The sequence below is a fragment of the Chitinivibrionales bacterium genome (assembly GCA_014728215.1).
Taxonomy (GTDB): Bacteria; Fibrobacterota; Chitinivibrionia; order Chitinivibrionales; family WJKA01; genus WJKA01.
This window is the reverse complement of sequence record WJLZ01000117.1, coordinates 132,981-154,138: the sequence shown is the minus strand read 5'-3', so window position 1 is coordinate 154,138 and position 21,158 is coordinate 132,981. Positions and strand designations below refer to the sequence as shown.

Annotated in this window: 18 protein-coding genes; 13 read left to right on the top strand and 5 right to left on the bottom strand. The window is 48.5% G+C overall.

Going from position 1 to position 21,158, the window contains the following annotated elements:
* Positions 1-32: 32 nt before the first annotated feature.
* A complete protein-coding gene (locus GF401_09385; protein ID MBD3345260.1) occupies positions 33-986 on the bottom strand; it encodes a zinc-binding dehydrogenase in 954 nt (317 codons plus the stop codon).
* Between the two features lie 344 nt (positions 987-1,330).
* Between GF401_09385 and GF401_09380 the strand changes: the two genes are divergently transcribed.
* From GF401_09380 to GF401_09370, 3 genes are all read left to right on the top strand, one after another.
* A complete protein-coding gene (locus GF401_09380) occupies positions 1,331-1,633 on the top strand; it encodes a hypothetical protein (GenBank protein ID MBD3345259.1) in 303 nt (100 codons plus the stop codon).
* Between the two features lie 157 nt (positions 1,634-1,790).
* Positions 1,791-1,928 (top strand): hypothetical protein, encoded by a 138-nt coding sequence (locus GF401_09375; protein ID MBD3345258.1) that lies wholly within the window; start codon positions 1,791-1,793, stop codon positions 1,926-1,928.
* A 4-nt stretch (positions 1,929-1,932) separates the two neighbouring features.
* Entirely contained in the window at positions 1,933-2,601 is a 669-nt protein-coding gene (locus GF401_09370) for a DUF1439 domain-containing protein (GenBank protein MBD3345257.1), read from the top strand.
* A 117-nt stretch (positions 2,602-2,718) separates the two neighbouring features.
* On the opposite strand, the gene GF401_09365 is transcribed toward GF401_09370, so the two are convergent.
* Genes GF401_09365 through GF401_09355 form a run of 3 tightly spaced genes read right to left on the bottom strand, consistent with a single transcriptional unit; the run spans position 2,719 to position 3,605 of the window.
* The gene (locus tag GF401_09365; protein MBD3345256.1) at positions 2,719-3,075 is read right to left on the bottom strand and encodes a hypothetical protein; all 357 of its coding nucleotides are present in this window, start codon (positions 3,073-3,075) and stop codon (positions 2,719-2,721) included.
* 8 nt (positions 3,076-3,083) lie between these two features.
* Positions 3,084-3,320, bottom strand: coding sequence for a hypothetical protein (locus GF401_09360; protein MBD3345255.1), 237 nt, complete (start codon positions 3,318-3,320; stop codon positions 3,084-3,086).
* Between the two features lie 24 nt (positions 3,321-3,344).
* Complete coding sequence (locus GF401_09355; protein MBD3345254.1) at positions 3,345-3,605, bottom strand: hypothetical protein; 261 nt, start codon at positions 3,603-3,605, stop codon at positions 3,345-3,347.
* 689 nt (positions 3,606-4,294) lie between these two features.
* On the opposite strand from GF401_09355, the gene GF401_09350 reads away from it, so the two are divergent.
* The 9 genes from GF401_09350 to GF401_09310 all read left to right on the top strand — a co-directional run bounded on the left by GF401_09350 (position 4,295) and on the right by GF401_09310 (position 18,758).
* Positions 4,295-5,803, top strand: coding sequence for a DUF4139 domain-containing protein (locus GF401_09350; protein MBD3345253.1), 1,509 nt, complete (start codon positions 4,295-4,297; stop codon positions 5,801-5,803).
* 31 nt (positions 5,804-5,834) lie between these two features.
* Entirely contained in the window at positions 5,835-7,661 is a 1,827-nt protein-coding gene (gene treZ / locus GF401_09345; GenBank protein MBD3345252.1) for a malto-oligosyltrehalose trehalohydrolase, read from the top strand.
* A gap of 15 nt (positions 7,662-7,676) precedes the next feature.
* Positions 7,677-10,472: a malto-oligosyltrehalose synthase gene (gene treY / locus GF401_09340; protein MBD3345251.1), complete on the top strand. Its 2,796-nt coding sequence runs from the start codon at positions 7,677-7,679 to the stop codon at positions 10,470-10,472.
* Between the two features lie 20 nt (positions 10,473-10,492).
* Positions 10,493-13,180, top strand: a complete 2,688-nt coding sequence (locus tag GF401_09335) for an HAD-IC family P-type ATPase (protein MBD3345250.1) — start codon at positions 10,493-10,495, stop codon at positions 13,178-13,180.
* Between the two features lie 481 nt (positions 13,181-13,661).
* Entirely contained in the window at positions 13,662-14,696 is a 1,035-nt protein-coding gene (locus GF401_09330) for an AI-2E family transporter (protein ID MBD3345249.1), read from the top strand.
* 103 nt (positions 14,697-14,799) lie between these two features.
* Positions 14,800-16,272 carry an aldehyde dehydrogenase family protein gene (locus GF401_09325; protein MBD3345248.1) on the top strand — a complete coding sequence of 491 codons (1,473 nt, stop codon included), beginning with the start codon at positions 14,800-14,802 and terminating at the stop codon, positions 16,270-16,272.
* A gap of 49 nt (positions 16,273-16,321) precedes the next feature.
* A complete protein-coding gene (locus GF401_09320; protein ID MBD3345247.1) occupies positions 16,322-16,753 on the top strand; it encodes a CBS domain-containing protein in 432 nt (143 codons plus the stop codon).
* Between the two features lie 101 nt (positions 16,754-16,854).
* Positions 16,855-17,856 carry a 2-hydroxyacid dehydrogenase gene (locus GF401_09315; protein MBD3345246.1) on the top strand — a complete coding sequence of 334 codons (1,002 nt, stop codon included), beginning with the start codon at positions 16,855-16,857 and terminating at the stop codon, positions 17,854-17,856.
* A gap of 20 nt (positions 17,857-17,876) precedes the next feature.
* Entirely contained in the window at positions 17,877-18,758 is an 882-nt protein-coding gene (locus GF401_09310) for a hypothetical protein (GenBank protein ID MBD3345245.1), read from the top strand.
* 181 nt (positions 18,759-18,939) lie between these two features.
* Here the strand turns inward: GF401_09310 and GF401_09305 are convergent, their stop codons facing one another.
* Complete coding sequence (locus GF401_09305) at positions 18,940-19,533, bottom strand: HPF/RaiA family ribosome-associated protein (GenBank protein MBD3345244.1); 594 nt, start codon at positions 19,531-19,533, stop codon at positions 18,940-18,942.
* A gap of 454 nt (positions 19,534-19,987) precedes the next feature.
* Between GF401_09305 and GF401_09300 the strand changes: the two genes are divergently transcribed.
* The gene (locus GF401_09300) at positions 19,988-21,151 is read left to right on the top strand and encodes a hypothetical protein (protein ID MBD3345243.1); all 1,164 of its coding nucleotides are present in this window, start codon (positions 19,988-19,990) and stop codon (positions 21,149-21,151) included.
* Positions 21,152-21,158: the final 7 nt, after the last annotated feature.

Sequence of the window (21,158 nt, the reverse complement as noted above, 5' to 3'; positions counted from 1 at the left end):
TGAGAAAATTCTTTTCCCTGTATTCCGTGGGATTATTTCCCGATCTTGAGCACAATTTTTCCCCGCCCGTGTCCCGAATCAAGACGGTGATGGGCTTCGCTTACCTTTTCGAGGGGAATAATTCTGTCGATCAGCGGGCTTATTTTCCTCTGTTCCAGAATGGCTTTAAGAATTTCCAGCCGCTTCCGCTCCCGGGTCAGCATCACACCGTAATAGGTGCAATTCTTCCGGTAAGCCTGGGTCAGATCGCCACCGGGTCCCAGAATTCCTGCCAGACGGCCAAAAGGTCGCGTTGCGGCAAGGCTTCGCTGAATGATATCACCACCCACTGTATCGAAAACAGCATCAACACCCCTGCCGCCGGTTTCTTTTAACGCAATTTCGAAAGGATCCTGGTTTGCATAATCGATAGCAACATCAACCCCGAGTGAGTGAAGAGTCTCCTGGTTGCTTTTGCTTGCCGTGGCCAGTACCCGTGCACCCGATCCCCTGGCCAGTTGCACGGCAAAGGAGCCGACCCCACCTGCACCGCCGTGAATCAGAATCGTTTCACCGATACTTATCCGGAGACGCCGTATAATGGCTTCATAGGCCGTGCCCCCGGCCAGTGGAACCGCAGCAGCTTCTATGTGACTGAGCGATGACGGCTTATGGGTCACAATCGATGCCGCCACAACGTTGTACTCCGCATAGCTCCCCGACCGGGTGGGATCGATCTCCGGCGTATAGAATACTTCATCACCATTGACAAATTCATTCACGCCATCACCCACCTGCTCCACAATCCCGGACACATCATACCCTAAAATCACCGGCGGCTTAATGCCACCCCAGTAACCGGTCTTGCGAATTTTCGCTTCCACAGGATTTGTCCCCGATGCCACAACCCGGACCAGCAATTCGCCCGGTCCCGGTGACGGTTTTTCAATATCCTTCAATTCAAACAAATCAGGACTTCCAAATTTCGGTGTTACCATTGCTCGCATAGGACACGCTCCCCGGTTAAGAGTTTAATTGGTGAAGTGCTGGAGTAGGAAAGCAATTTGAATGCCAATGAGGAAAGGGATGAGAAGAGGGGGAAAGATTACAAGCAATTTGAGACAAAAGACCTGTCCTGAGATGCTACCGGTAGAGTGACAACGATTTGACAAGAAAAAAACCTACCATCCTGATCCACGACCATCATCCATTATCCTCTTTTGACACTTCGGCAAACTCAGTGCATCGCCTTCGACGTTCGTATTTCGCCCCCATCTTCGGCCTCCCTCGTCTCTTCTTCCGGCACGAGTCTTGCTCTATTTGAATTTTCACATACCGAAAGGAGCATTCTATGGCACAACGTTATTATATCGAAAATCTACCACGAAAAGTTGGCGATCAGGAATTGCGGCACCTTATGGAGAATTACGGTTCTCCCCGATGGGTCCAGGTATTGCGCGATCCGGATGGGAAATCCCGGGGTATCGCCGTTATCGAAATGAAAAACAGACACACCACGATCGAGGAACTCGACGGACGGGAATGGGAAGGGGCTAATTTGATCGTAGGGCATATCGAGCGTGAAGCCAGAGCCCATCTGAAATACGGGCGGCAGCACTATACCGCCGGGGACCGGAGGATGCATCATTTGTGAAGAGTGAGGGTGAACATTCTACTTTTTTGTCTTTGGAATATAAATCTCATTAAATGTATAGTTACGAAAGAATCTGCCCAAAACTACGGCAAAATACGGCTTTTGAAAGAACATAAAATGGTAGCTCCAAAAGATATACCTTAAGCAGACCCGTGATATGGATATAACAATCAGAAATGAAACCCAAAGCGATTACCGGGCGGTGATGCAAATGATTGGTGACAACGGTGACCCCGAAGAAAGTCCAGAATACCCGACCTTACCCAAATTGTCATACTCATTTACCCATCGATGAAACAATGATACTTCCTGTGAAGCCGGGCACCACCCGAATGGCCCGTAATTTGCACCTCAATTCACCGGTGATTGACCGGTATCATGTAACAGGGAGCGCAACCATGAAAAATCTTCCTTCGGCCATTTTATATGCTTTATTAACGTCTCTGGTTCTGCTCGGCATGCTCCTGTTTTTTTGCGGCAAGCCATCTATAGAAGTAAAGATACCCGCAGCCGAGGTGCGACGGGATTTGCAAAAGAAATTTCCGGAAACCCGAACCTATGCTGCAATCGCTCAGGTAACCCTGCAGAACCCGACACTTCTTTTAGCCCGCCGCAAGGATAAACTCACCATCGGTCTGGAGGTGGTGCTCTCTCCGCGGGGATTGGGAGCAGTGGAGGTGGAAAAAGGGCGAATCGTTTTCACCAGCGGCCTCGCCTTTGATCCCTCAAAAGGCACGTTCTACCTCGAAAATACCAATGTCGATTCCATTGTGCTCGATCTCAGCCAACTGGATACACGGGTACAGCGAGGAATCAAGGAGGTAATTCGAATAATTTTAGGGGAGAATATCGAAGGATCCGTTGTCCGTCGTCTGGAACCCGGCTCTCTGCGGACCCCCATTGCAAAGCTGTTTATCCGCAAGGTTAATATCAGGGAGGAGGGGATTGTGGTGACGCTGGGGTTTTAGTATCGTATCCGAGTCATTTGACCGGCACATCCGGCTTTATTTTTCATGGTCCGCCCCTCGCTCCCGGCCCCTCACACTGATGCAGACAAATATCTCAGACCAAGCTTGCGCAGAATCCTACTTTCCGGTTTTAATTCTGAATGGACCTGTGGTTATCCCTTTATATATAGCGGTCACCAGAAATTCAGCCGGAACCTCAAATCTTACGCCATATTTATTAAAAAATTCTTTCATGCAATCGAAAGCAAAATATGCTTTTAAGGATTGCCCCTCTTTCAGTGGCACCATATTCATAAGGTGCCCTAATTCATGCATAATGCACATTGAATGAATAGTATCATTTTTGTCAATAACTATAAGATTATTCGGCGGAGTGCCGCCATCGCCGCCCCATGGGCCTGACGCAGCGGTTAAACGTAGAGCAATATCGACCGGTTCTTTTAAAGAGACTGCTGCATTCTTTGGCAGTTCCACCTTAACATTTAATTCATCGACACGACTAACAAGACCTGTATTATCGTCGATATGCTGAATTCATCTCCCCCCGCCAATCCGCACGCAAGCACACACTCACTCTTCCCGTTCTTCACCTTTGTCTCGGTTTTCGCCTTCTTGTCCTTGAACTCGACCAGCTTATTGTCGGCCGGATTTTTCAGTCCTGTTTTCGGGTCGTTCCGTTTGCTGTTATTGTCACCTGCGGTTGCTTCCCAGGTTACCATCTCGCCGTCAGGAGCGCCCCTGATTTACACAGACATTGTTAATTCGGGGCCCTGATCCGAATCGTTTTGTTTCAGGTTAACGAACTGCTTGTGCGGCGTTTTTTCCGGTTTAATCAGCTTTATGGAAACTTCTTTATTTTCGGGTATTTGCCCCGGCTTTACCGGAGCCTTCTTCCATTCCTTCTCAGTTACCGGATCTTTATTCTTGTCTACTTTTTTCCCTGCCGCGGGCGCAACCGCAGGAGACGCTTCTCCTTTTGTATAAAACCGGCTATTGTCACTCAAAATAACTATCAAGCCTGAATAAATCAAGATAAGACTCATCCGGCTGAAAATGTCCGATTGGTTTGAAAAAATGCTTAATGGATATTGAGCCGAGAAAAATTAAATACTATCGGTCAAAAAAACGGGAGCGCATGGTAAATAAAATGGATCAGACATCTAAGCGCCTATGCTAAAAACCTCTGCTGCAGTCCCCCGGCTGCAACCCCTTCACAGTCGGGCTACTGTATCGTCCCCCTCTCTTCCGGTCTGTGAACACAAATTTATTTATCCTCTTCCGACTTTCAACATTCAGGTTCCTCCTCAGCCTCACCATAATTATGAGCCCCCGTTCACGATCGGGCCCCAGTGTACTGTATCTCATAAATGGACGTGATGGCCCGAGGCCGAGCGAAAAGCCGAGTGCCGCGAAGCGCGAAGCAGACATCCTGGAATGGTCCGGCGATGCAGCACGACAAAGGCAGTCGGCTTTGCAGCCGGACGAAGTCCGCAACCATATATGAGATGAGTTCTATAAGTATTTACTCCTCACGATCTCGATTCCCTCATATCCTCATTTGCTCGTTCATTGGTGGTCCCCCTCCCCTTTTTCCATTTTTGCAAAAATAAGAATCCGATTGTCTGATTCGGGAAAACCAAACGATCCATTTCGAACAAATTCTCACTATAGCCGTTGTACTACACATTTTGGCATGCATTTCGCTATTTGTATTGCAATGACTATGAACAATACCATGGCTCAATATCCATATCGGACCTGTAGCACGAAATGGGCCGACTTGTGCAGGACATCGGTTGCCCTATGCCTGTATATGCTCGTTTGTGATGTTTCCCAGGCTCAGCCGATCCGGGTTTTAGCCCGAAAAGCAGACCGCTCAGGCATGGAAATAACCGTTTACAATGCAAATATCGGCCTTGTCAAAGATACCCGTACAATTACCATGCCCAGAGGAAAGGTGAAGGTGTATTTCGAGGGAGTTGCAGCCGATATACTTCCTTCAAGCGTCACCGCAACATCGACATCGAACTCAGGTTCTTTTACAATCCTCGAGCAGAACTACGAATACGACCTTATCAACAGAAATAAACTGCTGAATAAATATGTCGGTAAAAGGCTCCGGATAATCCAGTGGAACGAATATCAAGACCGGACAATTACCACCGAAGCCAATCTGATCAGTAACAACGACGGTCCGGTGTATCGGGTGGAAGATAAGATTTATCTGGACCATCCGGGATATGTGGTACTTCCGGCGCTTCCCGAGGGACTGGTGGCCCACCCCACGCTGATATGGCTGGCTGAGAACAGGACGGAGAAAGCACACACCCTCGAAGCATCTTATCTGACCGAAAATATCAACTGGAAAGCCAATTACATTCTGCTTGTGTACGACAACAAGCGGCGGGCCGACCTGAATGGATGGGTGACACTCGACAACCGCAGCGGCGCATCCTTTCCCAATGCAACGTTGAAACTCGTTGCCGGCAAAGTGAATCGCGTGCAGCAATCTCCCGGTTTCGACCGTCGACGATATCGAGGGTTGGGTAAAGCCGAGGCAGCGGAGGAGGTCGGGGAAGAAGCATTATCATCCTACCATTTATACACCATCGCTCGTCCGGTAAATATCGACCAGGCGCAAACAAAGCAAATCCGTTTCTTTGGAACATCGAAAATATCGGTTGCCAAAGAATACCTGATCGAGGGGAGCAGCCGTTTTTTCAGGGGAAGATATACCGGCAGGGATGTTGAGGCGCCGGTGCTGGTTATTTATTCTTTGACCAATTCCCGACGGCGGGGGCCCGGACGGCCGCTTCCGGCAGGGATTATCAGAGGATATGTAGAAGATTCCGAAGGACAGCGGCAGTTTATCGGTGAAGACAGAATCGACCATACCCCGGTGAATAAAACAGTCAAGCTGGAAATGGGAGCCGCCTTTGATATTACCGCAGAACGCCGTCAAACAGCATATAACCGTGTCAGTACTCAGTTATATGAATCGGCATGGGAAATTGAAGTGAAAAATCAGACCGAATCTTCGGTGCGGGTCGATATTATCGAACACTTTGATGACAATTGGGAAATAACCCAAAAAAGCCATTCATACGAAAAATTCGATGCCTTTACAGTCAAGTTTACCCTGAACATTCCCAAAAAGGACAAAAACACTCTCACCTATCGGGTGAGAGTGGGACTGGAATAAGTTTGCCGAACCGTCATTAGAAAGGTATTATATGCCGTTTAAACCAGGAGCCTGGTATACACCCGGAAAGTGCACATTTACGGTTTGGGCACCCCATCATGAAAAAATCACCCTGGAATTACTCCGTCCGCGAAAAGCCGAAATTCCGATGGATAAAGATCCGCTGGGATACTGGCACTGCCTGTTGCCGGAACTTCCGGCGGGAAGCATATATCAGTATTGTATTGACGACTCCATACGGCGCCCGGATCCGGCGTCTTTTACCCAGCCCGAAGGGGTCCATGGCCCCTCTCAGGTAGTCGACCATACCGAATTCGCCTGGGAAGATCAGAAATGGAAAGGAATTCTGCTTCACGACTATATCATCTACGAGTTTCATATCGGCACCTTTACCGACGAAGGAACACTGCTGTCGGCGACACAACGTCTTAACCACCTTGTCGATCTCGGTATTACTGCAGTCGAACTCATGCCGGTAGCCCACTTCCCGGGCAACCGCAACTGGGGGTATGACGGCGTCTATCCCTTTGCAGTACACACCGCTTACGGCGGTATCAACGGCTTAAAAGATTTTGTTAACGAGTGCCATAAACGGGGACTGGCGGTTATTCTTGACGTTGTGTATAATCATCTTGGTCCTGAAGGCAACTACATGCGCGATTTCGGCCCTTACTTTACCGATAAATATAAAACGCCCTGGGGCGATGCTGTCAATTTTGACGGTCCCTTCAGCGATGAAGTAAGACGTTATTTTATCGCCAATGCACTCTACTGGTACGAATATTTTCATATCGACGCTCTTCGTTTGGATGCCGTGCATGCGATATACGATTTCAGTGCCAAACCTTTTCTTGCTCAGCTTGCCGATGAAGTTCATGAGTGGTCGCGTTCCAACTCCCGCATGCGCTGGCTCATTGCCGAAAGCGACCTGAACGATTCCCGTTTAATCAGACCGGCATCACAAGGCGGGTTAGATATCGATGCGCAATGGTCCGATGATTTCCACCATGCGCTTCATGTCCAACTCACCGGTGAGAATCAGGGAATTCTGGGAGATTTCACCGACAGCGACGTACTCGCCAAAGCATTGAATGACCGGTTTGTTTATGACGGCCGTTATTCGAATTACCGCAAACGGACCCATGGCAACCCGGCGGTTGACCTGGCCCGAAATAAATTCGTCCTTTGCATTCAGAACCACGACCAGGTCGGTAATCGTGCCCGGGGTGAACGAATGAGCCTACTTGTCGATTTTGAAAGCCGGAAGTGTGCAGCGGCCGTACTTCTCCTTTCCCCGTATATCCCCCTGATGTTCATGGGTGAAGAGTATGGGGAAGCGAACCCCTTTCTTTATTTTGTCGATCATACCGATCCCGATTTACAGGAAGCGGTACGCAAAGGAAGAAAAGAGGAATTTGCCGCATTTCATGTGGGAATCGACCCTCCCGATCCCTTTGCAGAGGATACATTTTTTCAGTCTAAACTCCAGTGGAGCCGGACAGAAAAGGCCGATCATGCCATCTTGCTCGGTTTTTACCGCACCTGTATCGGTTTACGCCGGGAATATGCCTTTGCAAAGAAACATGTCTCATCTGCCCCTGAAATATACGCAGACAACGATGGTAAATTTATTACCATTATCATGGAAACAGAAAGTGGAACAGTTGTATGTCTTTTCAATTTTGCCGATCATCCTGCATCGATTACCCGTATGGAAGATAAAAGCTGGGAAAAGGTCCTCGATTCGAGCGATCCACGATGGAACGGTCCCGGTTCACTGCTCCCCGCCCTGAAGAAGGGTTCACTTCGTAAGGAAAAAATAAATGGGAAATGCAGCGCGGTTTTTGTCGCTGCGTAATGAAATATCAAGTCTATGAATACAAACACAATTATACCCGACTCCACCTATCGACTTCAGTTTAGGCCGTCGTTTACTTTTGCTCATGCCCGCGAACAGATCATCTATCTCAAAAAGATGGGTATCAGCCATATTTATGCATCGCCGGTAACACGGGCTGCCACCGGCAGTCTTCATGGCTACGATGTTTGCGATCCACGGGAAATCAACCCTGAATTGGGTACCTGGGATGAACTCGTCTCCTTACTTGCCTGGGTAAAAGATCATGACATGGGATGGATTCAGGACATTGTACCCAATCACATGGCATACAGCCCTGAAAATAACATGCTCATGGATGTACTCACTCATGGGCGAGCGTCACGGTATGCGGAATTTTTTGATATTAACTGGGATCATATGCACGAAAGTCTGCGTGGAAGGATTATCGCCCCTTTTTTAGGCAAGCCGCTCGGTGATTGTATCAGCGATAAGGAAATTTCACTTGTCTACGAGAACAACCGGCTGCAGACGGCCTATTACGAGAAACGTTTTCCAGTCCGGCCGGAAAGCTATTTCGAAGTGTTCGGCCGCAATCTCTTTGCGCTCCGTCAATGTCTTTCGGGGCAGGAATATGTCCGGTTTGCCGGTGTACTGCACACCCTTCACAACCTCCCCGACTCAAGCGAACCACAGGAACGGTACAGCCAGACGGAGATGGCGTTACAGGTACTCAATGAAGTATATACCACACACGAGTCGATCAGGAAATTTATCGATGAGACCATAGCGGAATACAATGCCGACGGTTCGTCGTCTCCCGGCCCGGGACTTCTGCAGCAACTGCTCGATCACCAGCATTACCGTCTCAGTTTCTGGCGTGTTGCAGCCGAAGAAATTAACTACCGCCGGTTTTTCACTATCAACGATCTTATCGCCGTGAGGGTGGACAACGAACGGGTATTCAACACCACCCATGCACTGATGTTCGATCTTATTTCCCAGGGATTGATTCAGGGACTTCGCATCGATCATATCGACGGGCTTTATGATCCCTATGCCTATCTGCAAAATATCCGCACCCGCTCTCCGGGTATCTATCTGGTAGTCGAAAAAATCCTTGAACGGAACGAGACGCTCCCCAAACACTGGCCGGTGGAAGGCGATACGGGGTATCAATTTCTCAACAAACTGAACGGGATATTCTGCCGGAGAAGCAGTGAACGGATCTTGAGTGGAATCTATACCCGTTTTATCGGCCATAAGATCAGGGTCAATGAACTCGAAGTTGACCGCAAGCGTCTAATTATTCACAAGCATATGCTTGGTGATCTCGATAATCTGGCCGCGCTTATTCTTCATGCGGCAAACCATGAACTTCCGGGCAACGATGTCACTTTTCATGGTTTGCGCCGGGCGCTTACCGAACTGTTGGTCCATTTTCCTGTGTACCGGACCTATATCGATTTTTACAAATATGAGAATAGCGATAAAAAGGTTGTTTTAAGTGCAATCAAAAAAGCCCTCAGTGCCCGTCCCGAATTCAAATACGAATACCGTTTTATCGAGTATTTTTTTACTCGTCTGAAAACCAATCCGGCACCGGAAACCCAGGACCGCCGGGCATCGCTGATGCGGTTCCAGCAATTTACCGGTCCTCTTATGGCAAAGGGTTACGAAGACACTTTTCTTTACATATACAACAGGTTGACGGCGCTCAATGAAGTGGGTGGCTGGCCTGCCGAATTCGGTACACCACTCACGAAGTTTCATCATTATATACAAAAACGACAGCAACACCGCCCCGCTGCGCTCAATGCAACGGCTACTCACGATTCGAAACGGGGCGAGGATACCCGCACACGGCTCCTGGTTCTTTCTGAAATTCCATTTAAATGGGGAAAAAAGGCATCCCATTGGAAAAAGATTAACAGCCGGTTCAAAAAACGGGTACATTCGCGGCAGGCTCCCGATTTCAATGATGAATATCTGCTCTATCAGACACTGATTGCAACACTCACCCTTACTGAGCGGGGGCTTAACGACGCCTATCGGTCGCGCATTAAAGAGTTCATGCTCAAAGCGATCAGAGAAGCGAAAATTCATACGGCATGGATAGAACCTGATACAGATTATGAAAAAGCGGTCATGAATTTTATCGATGCTCTTCTGGCAGAAGACAACAGGGAATTCCTCGATGACCTGCGGGACTTTGTCTCGACAATCGCATGGCACGGCATGCTCAATTCTCTTTCTCAGTGCCTTATCCGAAATACCGTTCCGGGAGTTCCGGACATGTTTCAGGGGACCGAACTGATCGAATATATGCTCGTTGATCCCGACAATCGCCGTGAAGTTGACTATCGATTGCGCAAAAGCCTTTTGAACAGACTTGTCGAAGGAATCGAATCGGGTCTTGATTCTCTGCTTGCTCAATTGATCGCCACGCCCAATGAAGCGCTTATGAAAATGTATGCAATTTACGGTTCCCTCCAGGCCCGTCGCCAAAACCCGGAACTCTTTAACCAAGGGAGTTATGTTCCAGTCAGAACAACGGGTGACTACGCAGAGAACATTGTCGCCTTTGTCCGGGAATCCGGCGCCACCGCATCCTTGACACTTGCGCCAAGGTTCACCTGTTCGCTGATGGAAAAAATGGAATATCCCCTGGGTAAGGAAATGTGGAAAAATACGAACCTGACACTTCCCTTTGCAGAGCAGAGGAGCTTCCGGGAAATATACAGCGGTGAAGAGATGGAACTTGGCCCCGAAATAGAGGTCGGTGAGCTGATCACCCATTTTCCGGTGGGGCTCTGGATCTCAAAAGGTTAACTTCCGCTAAGGACTATTGAATGGACAAATCGAAAACGGAAAATATCAAAGCAGCATGGACACAGTCATGGAAAGATGTTTGTAAAACCCTTGAGGTAGATACTGAGTCGGGGCTGAAACCCGAAGAAGCGAAACAGCGATTGGAAACATTCGGCAGTAACCGTCTGGCACAAGTCGAACGGGAGAGTGTCTGGTCGATTCTCATACGGCAATTTAAAAGCCTGATCATGGCGGTGTTGTTTGCCGCAGTCGTGCTTTCCTTTCTTTTCCAGAAATGGACCGACGGTATTGCCATACTGCTCGCTTTACTCATTAATGCAGCGATCGGATTCGTTACCGAGCTTCGTGCCCTGCGGACCATGGAATCACTGCAGCAAATGGACACCAAATCCGCCAAGGTCATGCGTGACGGCACTGCTCATACGCTCGATTCGCGGAATCTGGTCCCCGGGGATATTGTCCTTATCGAAAGCGGTGATATTGCCGCTGCCGACATGCGGGTGATCGAATCGAACAATCTTACGATAGATGAATCCGCACTCACCGGAGAATCGGTGCCTGTTCGAAAGACTGAAGACACCGTTTCCAAAGACGCTCCTCTTCCCGAACGGAAATCGATGCTGTTCAAGGGTACGGCAATTACCGAAGGGTCGGGCTCTGCGGTGGTGGTGTCTACCGGCATGGATACCGAAATCGGCGGAGTCTCTTCGCTGGTACAGGAGGCCGAGTCGGAAGAAGATCCACTCGACCGTCAATTGAACCGCCTGGCAACCAAGCTCGTACGCCTGATTGTGGTCATTGCGGTTGTTGTTGCAGCGGCGGGCATTATCGCCGGGAGAGAGCTGTTTTTAATGATTGAAACAGCGATTGCACTCTTTATTGCCGCGGTCCCCGAAGGTCTTCCCATCGTATCGACCGTCGCCCTTGCCCGGGGCATGAAACGGATGGCTGAAAGGAATGCACTTGTCCGCCGTCTTTCGGCCGTCCAGACGCTGGGATCAACTACCATTGTCTTTACCGATAAAACAGGAACCCTGACCGAAAATAAAATGAGAGTGGAAAAATACAGCTCCGTGCACCATCCGGTCGATGTTGCCGGCCGGGGAGATGATAACAGCGTCGTGTTTCACGACAGCAAACAGGACAAAGATATCGATATCGAGCAGGATACCACGCTCAGGGCCATGGTTCAGGTGGGAGTACTCTGCAATAATGCATCGATAAATGATGAGGGCAATGTTGGCGATCCCATGGAAATCGCTCTTCTTGAAGCCGGAATGAAAGCCGGCATGGACCGGGAACAGCAAACAGAAAAGAACCCCGAAATCAGAGAAGTAGCCTTTGATCCTGATAAGAAAATGATGGCTACCTATCATAAGACCGAGAACGGTATTTTTGAAGCGGTCAAGGGGGCGCCGGGTGCGGTATTGCAGGCATGTTCGACTATTCGAACCAATGGAGAGACCGGAAAACTCGATGATACATTGCGGGAAGAATGGAAAAAGAATTCAGCCGATATGGCACTGGAGGGCATGCGGGTCCTTGGCCTGGCCATGCGCACTCCCCAAAGTGAAGAGGGCGCTCCCTATACCGACCTGACCTTCCTGGGACTTGTCGGCATGATCGATCCTGCCCGTAAAGATGTCATGGAACCGATCGAAATGTGCCGCAAGGCCGGTGTTCGCGTTGTTATGGTTACCGGCGACCAGCGGGAGACCGCAATAGCTATCGGCAAGGAACTGGGTCTTGTTGAGAGTGACAAGAATGTCTTTCATGGAAGTGACCTTCAAGCTCCCGAGAATCTTGATGAAAAACGGCGCAAGGAGCTGATCTCCGGAGCCATATTCGCTCGCGTGGGTCCGAAACAGAAACTCGACCTCATAGCCTTACATCAGAACAAGGGCGAGATTGTTGCCATGACCGGCGACGGCGTCAACGACGCCCCTGCGTTGAAAAAGGCGGATATCGGTATTGCCATGGGAAAACGGGGGCAGCCTGTTGCCGAAGATTCATCGGACATTATCCTTCAAGACGACCGTTTTGCCACCATTACCGCGGCCATTCAGCAGGGAAGAGTTATCTTTGAAAATATCAGAAATTTTGTCATGTATATGATTTCCGGCAATATCGGTGAAATCTGCATTGTCTTTTTTGCCTCGATTGTCGGCGCCCCGCTTCCCCTTCTTCCTCTTCAAATACTCTATATCAATATTGTCAACGATATATTTCCGGCCATTGCCCTTGCGGTTGGCCCGGGAAGCGGCAACGAAATGCAACATCCACCCCGCGCCCCGTCAGAACCCATCGTTACCCGGCGCAATTGGCGTACAATAGGCATTTTCGGTATTATTATCGCCATTCCGATTCTCGGCACCTTTGCCTATGCCCTGCGATGGGCCGGCATGGACCATCAGAAAGCGGCGACAATAACATTTCTCTCTATCGCCTTTGCCCGTCTCTGGCATGCACTCAATCTGCGCGAACATGGTTCATCATTCTTAAAAAACCGCATCACACGAAATTTGGTGGTATGGATGGCCATCGGGCTCTGCATTGCCCTTCTGTTAATCGCTGTCTATGTTCCTCCTGTGGCCCGGGTCCTGGATGTCGTACAGTTATCAGCCTCAGAATGGGGACTGGTCGGTCTTACAAGTATCATCCCCCTGCTTCTCGGGCAACTCGCTGTCCGGCTCGGCATTGTCAATTGAACCGATAATCTGCCGTTATGGAATGGAAACACATCAAGCGTATACGGATATCTCCCATTCTCCTGCGGCAGTGTTTCCAGGCGCGGCACCGGTATAAAGGCGGTATCTTCGAATGCCTGGGTTGTATCCCTGTCCAGACCGTTCTCGTGATTGCTGTTTTGATCCATTGTCTGAATAGTGAGTGAAAGCAAAGCCATCAGAAAAATTATGAAAATGAGGGCTGCTATCCCCCATCGAGCATATATCTGCCGTTGTGTCATTATACACCTCCCTTGTCAATAATTCTTTGTAACCATACTAAAAAAAAGCAATCTTCGTACCACTCCATCTTTCGGCATTGCCGTAAATTCCCGAAAATGCCAATAATTTTATCGAATATGCAAAAACATTCGCCTTAAAACGCTGTAAAGAGCATCGGCATTAAATTTGATTGTTATAGAAGCTCGTACATTCGCACCTTTAAGACAGGAGAAGCAGGAGTTTGAATAATAATCACCACAATCACCGGAGTAATGCGGAACGTTTCTGGATGGTTTTAGGCGTTCTGGTTGCCATGCTCGGAGCGATTTATGTATTACGCCCTCTTGGATTTATTGCCTTCATGATATTTGCCGGTATCCTTGCGGGCATTCTGCTTGACGGCATTGTTGAATTAATCCGCAAACATATTCATTTCCCCCGGGTTTTAGCGCTTTTATTGACGGTCGTGGCTTTTTTAATCCTGGCAGCACTAGGATCGTGGTTGATCGGTCCGAATATAATCGACCAGGCCCTCCAGCTTCTTGATCGTGTTCCGGAAGCGGCCAAACGAACTAAATCCATCCTTTTGAACTACAACTGGGGTGATGAAATCTGGCAAAACCTGACCCGGACAAATTTCCCTGCCGGTGAGGTAGTGGACCGTCTTACCCTGGCCTTTTCTTCAACCCTCGGCGTTATCGGTAATATGCTGGTAATCTTTTTTATCGGTTTTTATCTGGCCCTGAAACCGTCAGTGTATATCAATGGTTTTCTCAAGTTGATCCCGCCCGGTAAAAGAGAGCGTATTCGGACTGTTTTTTCTCATACCGGGTCCTCCCTTCGGGCATGGCTTCTGGCCCGGCTTATCTCCATGATCGTTGTGGGAATCCTTTCTCTGATTGGCTATCTGATTCTGGATATTCAACTGGCCCTTGCCCTTGCTGTTATCGCGGGTCTCCTTTCATTCATTCCCTATCTCGGCCCGGTGCTGGCACTGATACCGGCCCTGATCGTCACCGTTGCAGAGGAACCGATCAAGGCACTGTATGTGTTGATCGTCTATTCGATTGTACAGGTCCTCGAAAGCTATTTGATAACCCCCCTTGTCGAGCAGCATGCGACATCAGTACCGGCAGCCTTTCTGATAACTGTTCAGATTGTCATGGCGGTGGTTGGGGGCCTCATGGGCATCCTTATCGCTACCCCACTTGCTGTAGCAGGGATTGTGGCCATTCGAATGCTGTACGTCGAAGATGTTCTTCACGATTCGGCATAGTGTTTGCATGCTTGTACGGGCAAAAAGGAATGAATACTGAATGTTTGATGCTGGATTTCGACTTTAGATTTTTAACTTTTAACCACTAGCAAAGAGACCACTTATGAACAGTTTTTTCGACCCCCTCTATAAGCAGGAAAAAGAAAGCAAGAAGGCGTACAAAAACTTTATTAACGGCACGTGGGTTGATCCCGAATCAACGGACCGGTTCGATATAATTAACCCATCAACCGGAGAGACCATTGCAACGGCGCCTCTTTGCACCGAAGATCATGTATCGAAGGCTATCAGGCAGGCAAAAGAAGCTCAGGGGAAAGAATCCTTTCCTCCACTGGACCGTCTGGCGATAATGGAACGGGCGGCGGGTATTCTGGAAGAACATTCCGACAGCTTTGTTCAAACGATCACCTGTGAATCGGGAAAACCGATTTCCGACGCCCGGTCTGAAGTGCATGCCACAATCGAGCGTATGCATCTTGCCCGGGAAGAGGTCCGGATTTTGTATGGTGAATACATTCCCGGCGAATGGGTCGAGGACACCCGCAATAAATTTGCGATCGTCCTGCGAAACCCGCTGGGGGTAGTTGCAGCCTTATCGCCCTTTAATTACCCTTTGTTTATTGGATCTGCAAAAATTATCCCGGCCCTTCTTGCAGGCAACAGCGTGGTTGTCAAGCCTGCAAGCGACGCCCCTTTGAGCCTGCTGCTTTTTGCGCGCGTTTTTCAGGAAGCCGGCCTTGCTCCGGGTATACTGCAAGTGCTGACCGGCAAAGGAAGTGTTCTGGGCGGCGTTCTGGCAAAGAGTTCCGACGTCGAGGCGATCAGTTTCACGGGCTCGACAAGGGCCGGAAAAGCCATTGCTCAGCAGGCCGGTATAAAAAGGCTCCATCTTGAACTCGGCGGTAATGCTGCCGCCCTGGTCCTACCAAACGCCGATATCAACCACGCGGCAGAACAGATCTGTAAAGGGACGTTTAAAAATTCCGGACAGCGTTGCGATGCGGTCTCCCGGGTGCTGGTCCATGAAAGTATTCATGATACTTTTATGAAAGCAGTTTCCGAAAAAATAAATTCCTATAAAATGGGCGATCCTCTGGATGAAGATACCAAGGTTGGTCCCCTTATCAATAACGACGCCCTCGAGAAAGTAGAACGTCTGGTAAACAGTGCCGTCGATTCGGGGGCTGAAGTAATCAGCGGCGCCGGGCATGACGATCTGTTTTATCTCCCCACAATCCTTGACAAGGTCACTCCCGACATGGATATCGCCAGGGAAGAAATATTCGGTCCGGTTATGCCGGTCATGACCTACTCGACTCCCGATGAAGCCGTCCGGATAGCCAATTCTTCGGAATATGGTCTTGACGGCTGCCTGTTTACCGAAAACATTAACGACGCCATACGTATTGCAAAAACAATGCAGGACGGCAATGTCGGTATCAATGCCGCTCCAAAACATGGCGTCGGTCACTTCCCTTTTGGAGGAAACAAGGCGTCCGGTATGGGCCGCGAAGGTCTGAAACACAGTATCGATGAATTAACCAGACTACATACCATTGTCATAGCCGAAAAATAATGACGTTTTTATTTTACCTGATCAATCACCCTGTTTCAAGGAGGAGTGTATGGCTCACATCAAAGACATTATGACCCCCAATGCCGAGACAATCCAATCGTCACAGACAGTAAAGGAAGCCGCAAGCCGGATGAAAAAACGGGATGTCGGTATTTTGCCGGTGTGCGAAGGTAATAATTTCGTTGGTATGATCACCGACCGGGATATTACTATCCGCGCCCTTGCCGAAGATTTAAATCCGGCTGCAACCACGGTTGGAGAAATCATGACCAAAAACATTGCATCGTGCTATGAAGACGATAGTCTTGAAGATGCTGCAACGACCATGGAACAGTATAAAGTGCGCCGCCTGCTGGTCAAAAATTCCGAAGGGATGTTTACCGGTATCATTTCACTCGGCGACCTGGCTGTTCATGGAAGTATCAACCTGGGCGCCGAAATTCTCAAAGAAGTATCGCAACCCGCGCAACCGGAACGATAAAAATAATCTCACCGGACGGAGGAGATATATCCGTCAACCTCCTCCGTCTTATACTGATATTCATATCCTATAAAGTTTATTCAACCCGAAAGGCTTTTTCCATGGCTCCAACAAAAATTGCATTTTTCGATACCAAATCGTACGACAAGCAGGTATTCGATGATGTCAACAAAGATTTCGGCTACACCATTACTTATTTCGAGACGCATCTCAATGAAGATACCGTGCCCCTGGCTGAAAATTTCGGCGCCGTGTGTATTTTCGTTAATGATCAGATCAATGAAAAGGTCATCAGAATGCTCGAATCCAATGATGTCCGTCTGATTGCCTTACGTTGTGCAGGATATAACAATATCGATATTGAAGCACTCAATAAAAGTCATATCAAAGCCGTCCGTGTGCCTGAATATTCACCCTTTGCCGTGGCGGAACATACGGTGGGTCTTATGCTGTGTCTCAACCGCCGTATTCATAAAGCATATATCCGCATCCGGGAACATAATTTTTCCATCAGTGGCCTCATGGGATCCGATTTCAACGGTAAGACCGCAGGAATTATCGGGACCGGCAAAATCGGAAAATGTGTTATCAGCATTCTTCGGGGAATGGGAATGAATGTTTTGGCCTATGATATTAAACAGGACGATAATTTTGCAAAAGATCATCAGGTTAAATATGTTGACCTCTCGGAGCTTCTCGAATCATCCGATGTCATATCCCTTCACTGTCCGCTTACTCCCAAAACCAAATATCTGATAAACGACACGACCGTCGATCAGATGAAAGACGGGGTTATGCTTGTCAACACCGGTCGCGGGGCTTTGATAAAAACAAGCGCCCTTGTGGGAGGCCTGAAACGGGGCAAAATTGGCGCAGCCGCCCTTGATGTTTACGAAGAAGAGAGCGAATACTTCTTCGAAGACTGGTCGCTCCAGATTATCAGCGACGAACTCCTGGCCCGGCTCCTGACATTCCCCAATGTAATTGTTACTTCACACCAGGGATTCTTTACCAGAGAAGCTATGACAAATATTGCCGCCACCACACTCGACAATATCACTCAATTTTTTGAGAAAAACAAGGCGCCCAATGAAGTATCCTGAATATTTCAACCGGAAAAAGAATGATGGGCGATAAAAAGACACGTCTGGCGCTGGTCTATGATTTCGACAAAACCCTCACTCCCAGGCCTATGCGCGATTATATCAACTGGCCCGACCTTACCGACAAAAAGAAAGGCGCGCTCTGGAATGATAAACCAACATCGTTCTCCAGTGAAGTAGACAAAGAAATCTACTGGATGAGAAAAGTCAAACAGTATGCCGACCTCAAACCCGGACGCCTGACCAGACGGTTTTTTCTGGAACAGGGGAAAAATGTAACCTTTTTCAGCGGCGTAGAATCGTTTTTCACCCGGATAAATGATTCGGTATACTCCATGTCGCACGGTACAATGGAGTGCAATCATTATATTATTTCATCGAGTATCAAGGACGTTATTGAAGGCACGCCGATCGCCTCCCATTTCCGCAATATTTTTGCTTCCCTGTTTTATTATGAACGTACCGGCCCGACATTTCCTCAGATTGTAGTTAATGACGCCGTAAAAACCCAGTGCCTTTACAGAATAAACAAAAACCGGGAACGGTGGTCTGAAGATGTTAACGAGTATATGCCCGAAGAAGAACGGCCGGTTCCTTTCTCGAATATGATTTATCTTGGCGATGGCCTGACCGATATTCCGGCGTTGAGTGTAGTACGGAAAAACGGTGGATACGGAATAGGAGTCTATTCCGATATAACGCCCTCAAGCCTGAAAACGCTTAAGGACTTAATTGACGGAAACCGGATCGACTTTGCCGCGCCAGCGGACTATTCCGAAAACAGCATTCTCTGTAAAGCGCTTACAACAATCTTGAGAATTATCATTGAAAAAGTCCGCCTTCAACAGATGAAAAAGGAATCGATCCAGACAAGCAGAACATTGGCACGACAGCATGGATAACCGCCCCATCGAATTCTCTTTCGAAGAATATTTTGCAAAGCTTATTTTTCACACTACTCAACGACACTTCGATATTTCGACGGCTCAATACGGCGCAGGTTCAGAGAGTTGCCCTACTACTCCAGTATGCGAACACTCCATTGAATAGTGACAGCATATCATAAACAGGTGCGATTTAAAACTAAACCGTCGGACCGGCATGTTTTACTCCCACTCCCGGTTTTTCGGAGATTTTAACCACTGTCGCCTGGGGTCCCATTTCACCCATGGATTCATTGTAATAAACCCCGGTTCCCGGTTCCAGCCTTTGAAAATCGTTATCGGTTACCGCATTCTGATGGAAATAAATCCGGCGGTTATCGACTGTCCGCAGAAAACCATACCCCTTAGTGGGAAAGATTCTGTCCACCACGGCCTCACGGCGCTGCTGCTCGTGTATTTTGGTCTCACCCCGCTGGAGGTCTTTCAGTTTTCTTAATTGACGCAAGGCTTCTTCAAAGGCGCGTCTGATTTCGGTTTGAGCCGAATCAGTCTGCTCCACATGCTTTGGTTCCTGATGGACTGCGATACGATGTCCCGGCGGCACTGAAATATCCAGCCGAACATGATAGGGTCTTCCGGTGCGTTGATGCCGTTCGGGCTGCTCGACAAGAACCCTGCAGCTGGAAATATAATCACATATTTCTTCAAGCTTCGCGGCTTTTGCTCGAATGAGATCATCGAGTTCATCGGTTGGGTTTACATTGCGATAGGAAATTTCAAGTGGAACATTCATAAGCGTCTTCTTTCTTCATTGTTTATCTCCGAACAGTGCCTTTTGAGCAAATCCAGAGATAAAGTATGAAACATTTACTACCCATCTTTGTTCCTGAAAATGCAAATCACATGCCAATGGCGGATAGAGAAGAGCGAAAGCAGAATCTGCAATAAAAGGGGCCGGAATTCCCGAAACCGATAAAACCATTTTCAGATATGCAAATGACATATGCCGGCTGTTTGTTCATAGAGTAAAGATGACTCCGATTCTCCGGTAAGCGGACCGGGACTTTGATCTTATACTTGCTGGCATCTTTTTTGCACTTGGAGAGTACAAGCGGAGTAGTAGTGGAATAATCCCGATATATTCGGGGCTAATGGAGTATTGGGGCATGAATACCAACGTTCACTGCTCTGATACTCCCGCACTCCGTAACTTCAATTCGTCCACAATTTCAAGGAGATTTTGTTGTATGGCCACATTACACAGCACTTTTTCGATTGATGATGTCCGTGATGTATTACTCCATAAGGGGAAACGATGTGTATCGATCTATATGCCGACCCATGTTGCGGGAGAAGAAACCAAGCAGGATCCCATTCGCCTTAAAAATCTGCGTAATCATGCAGTCGAAGAGTTAATGGGCACCGGCATACGACGGACCGACGCCGAAGCATATATGTTCCCGCTGGATGAAGAGATTGAAGTTTCCGTTCTTCAACGGCATTTATGCAATGGGTTCGCCGTTTTCATCAACCGGGAAACACATCGATTTATTCATCTTCCCCAGTCCCCCGAAGAACTGGTTGTCGTGGGAGACCATTTTCATGTCCTCCCTCTGATTCAAGCATCGGCCATACCACGGGAATTTTTCGTGCTTCGTCTGGGAAGAAAGAATATCGCTTTATTCCGATGTACCCATACTCTCATCGAAGATGCGACCCCGCCCGATATGCCGTCATCAATCCATGAAGCTCTTCTTTTGGACCTTTCTGAAAAGGGTGTACAGTTTAAATCGACCACCCCTACCAGTGAAGCCGGCAGGCCGGGTAAGTTTCATGGCCAGGGTGGTGAAAGCGACGTAAAAGAGCGCCTGCATGACTATTTTAAGCTGATCGATGAAAGCATTCACAAAAATCTTACACAACCCGCACCCCTGATTACCGCGGGGCTGCCCTATGCACGGGCAATCTATAAAGAAGCCAACACCTATCCGCACCTTCTCGAAGAAGGCATCTCCGAAAACCCCTTTGACTGCCCGAAAGAAGAACTTCAGCAAAAAGCTGTTGATATTCTCGAGCCGCTTATCAGACGAATACAGGAACGGTATGCCGATGAATTCCGTCGACAAAAGGGGCATGATGGTGAACGAGCATCCGAAACAATCGAGCAATCGATCCGCATGGCCCGGGAAGGCAGGATGGGCGCCCTCTTTGTGTCTGAAAACAACCACATGTGGGGAAGACTCAATCCTGAAACTGGTGATATCGAGAAACATCAGGAACACCAGGCCGGTGACAGCGACCTTTTCAATCTCGCTGCCATAGAAACCCTTGCACACGACGGCGATGTGTATGTCGTGGAGCCCGAACGAGTCCCGAGCGGTAAAACACTTGCGGGAGTGGCGAGATATTAGGAGCCGA

Excerpts from the sequence above, each read along its gene's own strand:
- GF401_09385 (MBD3345260.1), bottom strand. The coding sequence starts at position 986 with ATGCGAGCAATGGTAACACCGAAATTTGGAAGTCCTGATTTGTTTGAA.
- GF401_09360 (MBD3345255.1), bottom strand. The coding sequence starts at position 3,320 with ATGGTAACCTGGGAAGCAACCGCAGGTGACAATAACAGCAAACGGAAC.
- GF401_09315 (MBD3345246.1), top strand. The coding sequence starts at position 16,855 with ATGGCTCCAACAAAAATTGCATTTTTCGATACCAAATCGTACGACAAG.
- GF401_09370 (MBD3345257.1), top strand. The coding sequence starts at position 1,933 with ATGATACTTCCTGTGAAGCCGGGCACCACCCGAATGGCCCGTAATTTG.
- GF401_09310 (MBD3345245.1), top strand. The coding sequence starts at position 17,877 with ATGATGGGCGATAAAAAGACACGTCTGGCGCTGGTCTATGATTTCGAC.
- GF401_09325 (MBD3345248.1), top strand. The coding sequence starts at position 14,800 with ATGAACAGTTTTTTCGACCCCCTCTATAAGCAGGAAAAAGAAAGCAAG.
- treY (MBD3345251.1), top strand. The coding sequence starts at position 7,677 with ATGAATACAAACACAATTATACCCGACTCCACCTATCGACTTCAGTTT.
- GF401_09320 (MBD3345247.1), top strand. The coding sequence starts at position 16,322 with ATGGCTCACATCAAAGACATTATGACCCCCAATGCCGAGACAATCCAA.
- treZ (MBD3345252.1), top strand. The coding sequence starts at position 5,835 with ATGCCGTTTAAACCAGGAGCCTGGTATACACCCGGAAAGTGCACATTT.
- GF401_09375 (MBD3345258.1), top strand. The coding sequence starts at position 1,791 with ATGGATATAACAATCAGAAATGAAACCCAAAGCGATTACCGGGCGGTG.
- GF401_09300 (MBD3345243.1), top strand. The coding sequence starts at position 19,988 with ATGGCCACATTACACAGCACTTTTTCGATTGATGATGTCCGTGATGTA.
- GF401_09380 (MBD3345259.1), top strand. The coding sequence starts at position 1,331 with ATGGCACAACGTTATTATATCGAAAATCTACCACGAAAAGTTGGCGAT.
- GF401_09350 (MBD3345253.1), top strand. The coding sequence starts at position 4,295 with ATGCATTTCGCTATTTGTATTGCAATGACTATGAACAATACCATGGCT.
- GF401_09335 (MBD3345250.1), top strand. The coding sequence starts at position 10,493 with ATGGACAAATCGAAAACGGAAAATATCAAAGCAGCATGGACACAGTCA.
- GF401_09305 (MBD3345244.1), bottom strand. The coding sequence starts at position 19,533 with ATGAATGTTCCACTTGAAATTTCCTATCGCAATGTAAACCCAACCGAT.